Origin of the sequence: Gordonibacter pamelaeae 7-10-1-b (assembly GCF_000210055.1) — a bacterium.
GTDB classification, from domain to species: Bacteria; Actinomycetota; Coriobacteriia; order Coriobacteriales; family Eggerthellaceae; genus Gordonibacter; species Gordonibacter pamelaeae.
Genome location: NC_021021.1, coordinates 1,201,662 through 1,205,645, shown reverse-complemented (window position 1 = coordinate 1,205,645; position 3,984 = coordinate 1,201,662). Strand labels below are relative to the sequence as shown.

The 3,984-nt window shown below is 66.5% G+C and carries 4 protein-coding genes and 1 tRNA gene; 3 read left to right on the top strand and 2 right to left on the bottom strand.

Going from position 1 to position 3,984, the window contains the following annotated elements:
* Positions 1-678: ABC transporter permease (locus tag GPA_RS05600; RefSeq protein WP_156791134.1), on the bottom strand; the 678-nt coding region annotated here is incomplete at its 3' end.
* 375 nt (positions 679-1,053) lie between these two features.
* Between GPA_RS05600 and GPA_RS05595 the strand changes: the two genes are divergently transcribed.
* Positions 1,054-2,403 carry a citrate/2-methylcitrate synthase gene (locus GPA_RS05595; RefSeq protein ID WP_015539227.1) on the top strand — a complete coding sequence of 450 codons (1,350 nt, stop codon included), beginning with the start codon at positions 1,054-1,056 and terminating at the stop codon, positions 2,401-2,403.
* Positions 2,404-2,497: 94 nt separating this feature from the next.
* Here the strand turns inward: GPA_RS05595 and GPA_RS05590 are convergent.
* A tRNA-Ser gene (locus GPA_RS05590) sits at positions 2,498-2,585 on the bottom strand.
* A gap of 215 nt (positions 2,586-2,800) precedes the next feature.
* On the opposite strand from GPA_RS05590, the gene GPA_RS05585 reads away from it, so the two are divergent.
* Positions 2,801-3,364 (top strand): nucleoside deaminase, encoded by a 564-nt coding sequence (locus tag GPA_RS05585; RefSeq protein WP_244909756.1) that lies wholly within the window; start codon positions 2,801-2,803, stop codon positions 3,362-3,364.
* A gap of 12 nt (positions 3,365-3,376) precedes the next feature.
* On the top strand, positions 3,377-3,984 hold a 608-nt coding region (locus GPA_RS05580), incomplete at its 3' end, for a 4-(cytidine 5'-diphospho)-2-C-methyl-D-erythritol kinase (RefSeq protein ID WP_414735663.1).

Here is a 3,984-nt window from a genome sequence, read left to right as displayed (position 1 = left end):
GCCCCTCCGCGTTCCCGCCCGCTTCCGGCGCCGTGCGTCCGACGGCTCGAGGTGGCGCCGCGTCGACTTCTCGGCCAGGCCCAGCAGCAGGTCCACCGCGATGGCCAAGAGCGCGATGAGCACGCTGCCCGCCAGCGTCATGGCCATGTTGTTCGTGGTGATGCCGCGGTAGATGGCCACGCCCAGGCCGCCTGCGCCGATGAACGATGCGATGCCGGCCAGCGCGATGGTCATGGTGGCCATGTTGCGGATGCCGCTCATGATGACGGGCGCGGCCAGCGGCAGCTCTATGCGGTAGAGCAGTTGGCGGTCCGTGGAGCCCATGCCGCGCGCCGCCTCGATGATGGCGGGGTCGATGGTGGTGAGGCCGGTGTACGTGTTGCGCACCATGGGAAGCAGCGCGTACACGGTGAGCGCCACGACGGCCGTGAGGTCGCCGATGCCCGTGACGGGGATGAGGAAGCCGAACAGCGCGATGGACGGGATGGTGTACACGAAGTTCACCAGCGCGAGCACGGGTTTCGCCCCGCGCCGCCATGCGGCGATGGCAATGCCCAGCGACAGCCCGATGAGGGCCGCCAGCGCGATGGATATGAACGAGATGCCGATATGCTGGAGGAGCAGGTCGAAAAACCAAGCGCGCTTCTCGACGAGCAGCTGGAACAGGGAGGAGAGCATGGACGCCTCGTTTCCACTGGATGGGCACCGTGTCGTGCCGGCCATTCTAAGCGTTCCGCCCCGGCGCCAGCGCCTGCCCTGCCGTCCGCATACGAACCGTCACTCGCCCGTCACCGCCATACCGTGCGCGCACCCATCGCTTCCAGCCGGATGGCGGCGGGTCCTTTTCGTGCTCCGCTGACCTTCCGCATGAAGATTCCCTCTGTTATTCGCCGGAAAGTGCTGTGAAGGCGCATCCTAAGGCTTTATCATACTAAAGCACGAACGGACGACCATCCGATTTCCCCGCCATTCGCTTCGCATTGCGCCCGGTTTCGCCGGGTCTCGGGCAATGCACGGCGGGAGCGGGGCCGTCCATGACGCAGGGAGGTTTGCATGCAAGAAGAAGAGAAGAAGATCGCTCTCTACGAGAATTTCAAGACCATCAACTCCATCGACCCCGCCTACTACGAGCAGTACGACGTGAAGCGCGGCCTGCGCAATGCGGACGGCACCGGCGTGGTGGCCGGCCTTACGAACATCGCGAACGTGCATGGCTACGTGGTGTCGGACAACGAGAAGATCGCCGACGAGGGCCATCTGCGCTATCGTGGCTACGATGTGTACGACCTTCTGGGCGACCAGTCCGCCGAGCACCGTTTCAACTTCGAGGAGGTCTCGTACCTGCTGCTCATGGGCGAGCTGCCCACGCGCGAGCAGCTCGACCGCTTCATCGAGGTCCTCGACGGCCAGCGCGAGCTGCCGGACGGGTTCACCGCGTCCATGATCATGCGCGACACGCCGCCCGACATCATGAATGTGCTGGCGCGCACCATCCTGCTGCTGTACGCCTACGACCCCGACGCGGAGGACCGTTCGGCGCACCATGAGATCCACACGGCCATCTCGCTCATCTCGCGCCTGCCGCGCATCATGGTGCTCACGTACTACGCCAAGCGCGCCCGCTACAACAACGAGTCCATGATCATGCACCGCTTCATTCCCGGCCAGTCCACGGCCGAGACCATCCTGTCCATGCTGCGCCCCGACCGCCAGTTCACGCTGGAAGAGGCGCGTATGCTCGACGTCATGCTGTGCCTGCATGCCGAGCACGGCGGCGGCAACAACTCCACGTTCACCACGCGCGTGCTGACCTCGGCCGACACCGACCCGTACTCCACGTACGCCGGTGCCATCGGCTCGCTGAAGGGCTGGAAGCACGGCGGCGCGAACCACCAGGTGCTGGCCATGCAGCAGGAGATCAAGGAGCACGTGGCCGACTGGTCCGACGAGGGCCAGGTGGCCGACTACCTGGCGAAGATCGTGCGCAAGGAGGCCTTCGACAAAACGGGCCTCGTGTACGGCATGGGCCACGCGGTGTACACGAAGAGCGACCCGCGCGCCATCATCTGCAAGCAGTTCGCCGAGGGCCTGGCCGTGGGCACGGAGTTCGAGGCCGAGTTCAACCTGCTGAAGTCCATCGAGCGCTTGGCTCCCGAGGTCATCCTGCGCGAGAAGGGCACGGCCAAGGACATGTGCGCGAACATCGACATGTACTCCGGCTTCGTGTACTCTATGATGGGCATCCCCGAGGACCTGTTCACGCCGCTGTTCGCGTGCGCGCGCATGTCCGGTTGGGCCGCGCACCGCTTCGAGGAGATCGTGAGCGGCAAGCGCATCATCCGCCCCGCCTACAAGTCCACCCGCAGCGGCAAGCGCGATTACGTGACCATGGACGAGCGGTAGGCAGGAGGTAGGCAGCCGGGAGCTTTTCGTAGAGGGCAATGCCGAGCCGCAGTAAAAGCGCCCGGAGCCGCTGGCTTCCGGGCGCGTTTCGTTCTGGCGGAGGAAGTAGGATTCGAACCCACGGACGCGTGAACGTCAACAGTTTTCAAGACTGCCGCCTTCAACCACTCGGCCATTCCTCCGCGATAGGGTGATGCGGCGCATGCTGCCCGCAAGCGTCGCACGCTCCGCACGGCGATGTTTCACGTGAAACATTCGTTCGCCGCATGCGCTTTTCGGAAAGAGGTTCCGAAAAGCAAGCAAAGGATACCATATAATAATCCGCATGAACGACGAAGACAACAGAGCCGATGCCCCTCGCCGCGAACCTGCGGCCCCTGCGTCCCGAACGCGCAGGTTGGAGGATGCGCTGGCGCCGAGCGGCTTGACGGCAGGGGAGGCGGCCCGCGTTTCCGCTCATTGGCAGCCGCGCCTTTCCGACGAGGGCTATATGCGCCTGGCTATCGACGAGGCGCGCCGCGCCGAAGAGCTGGGCGAGGTGCCCATCGGGGCCGTGGTGGTGTACGAGCCCATCGATCCCGCAACCCGCCGCCCCCTGGCCGAGCCGCAGGTGATCGCGCGCGCCGGCAACCTGCGCGAGACGACGCAGGACCCGGCGGGACACGCCGAGTTCCTGGCCATGAAGCAGGCGTCGGCCGCCCTCGGCGCGTGGCGGCTTGCCGGCTGCACCGTGTACGTGACGCTGGAGCCGTGCATCATGTGCGCTGGCCTCATGCACCAGGCGCGCGTCGACCGTTGCGTGTACGGCGCACCCGATCCGAAGGCCGGAGCGCTGGGAACGCTGTACCGCATCAACGAGGACGAGCGCCTCAACCACAACTTCACCGCAACGCCCGGCGTGCTCGGCAACGAGTGCGCGGAGATGCTGCGCGCGTTCTTCGCGCGCAGGAGAAGGAAATGAACGGAGCCCGTGATGGCCAAGCCAAATGAAGAGAACCTGATCGCCGCCCAAGAGCCCGACGCTCCCGAAGAGACAGCATCTAGCTGCTCTGACCTGCGCGGGCGGTCTGCCGGTGCAGGTCCGCAGCATCCTGCAGCCGGCGCACGCGCACGCGACCCGCACGCGGTTGACATGCTGGCGGCGGCGCGTGCCGCGCAGAAGGTCGACGAGGCGGCGTTCGGCGGTCCGGGAGCCGTCAAGGTCATCGCGCCTGCCAAGGTGAACCTGTTCCTGGGCATCGGGGATCGGCGCCCCGACGGCTACCACGAGGCCTTGAGCGTCATGCACGCGCTCACCATGCACGACGTGCTGCGCATGCGCCTTGCGCCCGCAGGGTCCGACGGCTCCGGCAGCCTCTCCGTCGCCCTCGACTGCCGCGTGGCCGAGGGGCTTCCCCCGCTTGACGTGCCGCCCGAGGACAACATCGTGAGCAGGGCGATCCGCCGGCTCGCAGAGGCCGTCGGTCGCAACGAGGACGAGCAGGTGTCCGTGCTGCTGGAGAAGCGCATCCCCGCCGAGGCGGGGCTGGGCGGCGGCTCGTCCGACGCCGCGGCCGCGCTCGTGGGCTTGGCGCAGCTGTG

Bases quoted from the DNA above. Each gene is read 5' to 3' on its own strand.
- GPA_RS05595 (WP_015539227.1), top strand. From the start codon at position 1,054: ATGCAAGAAGAAGAGAAGAAGATCGCTCTCTACGAGAATTTCAAGACC.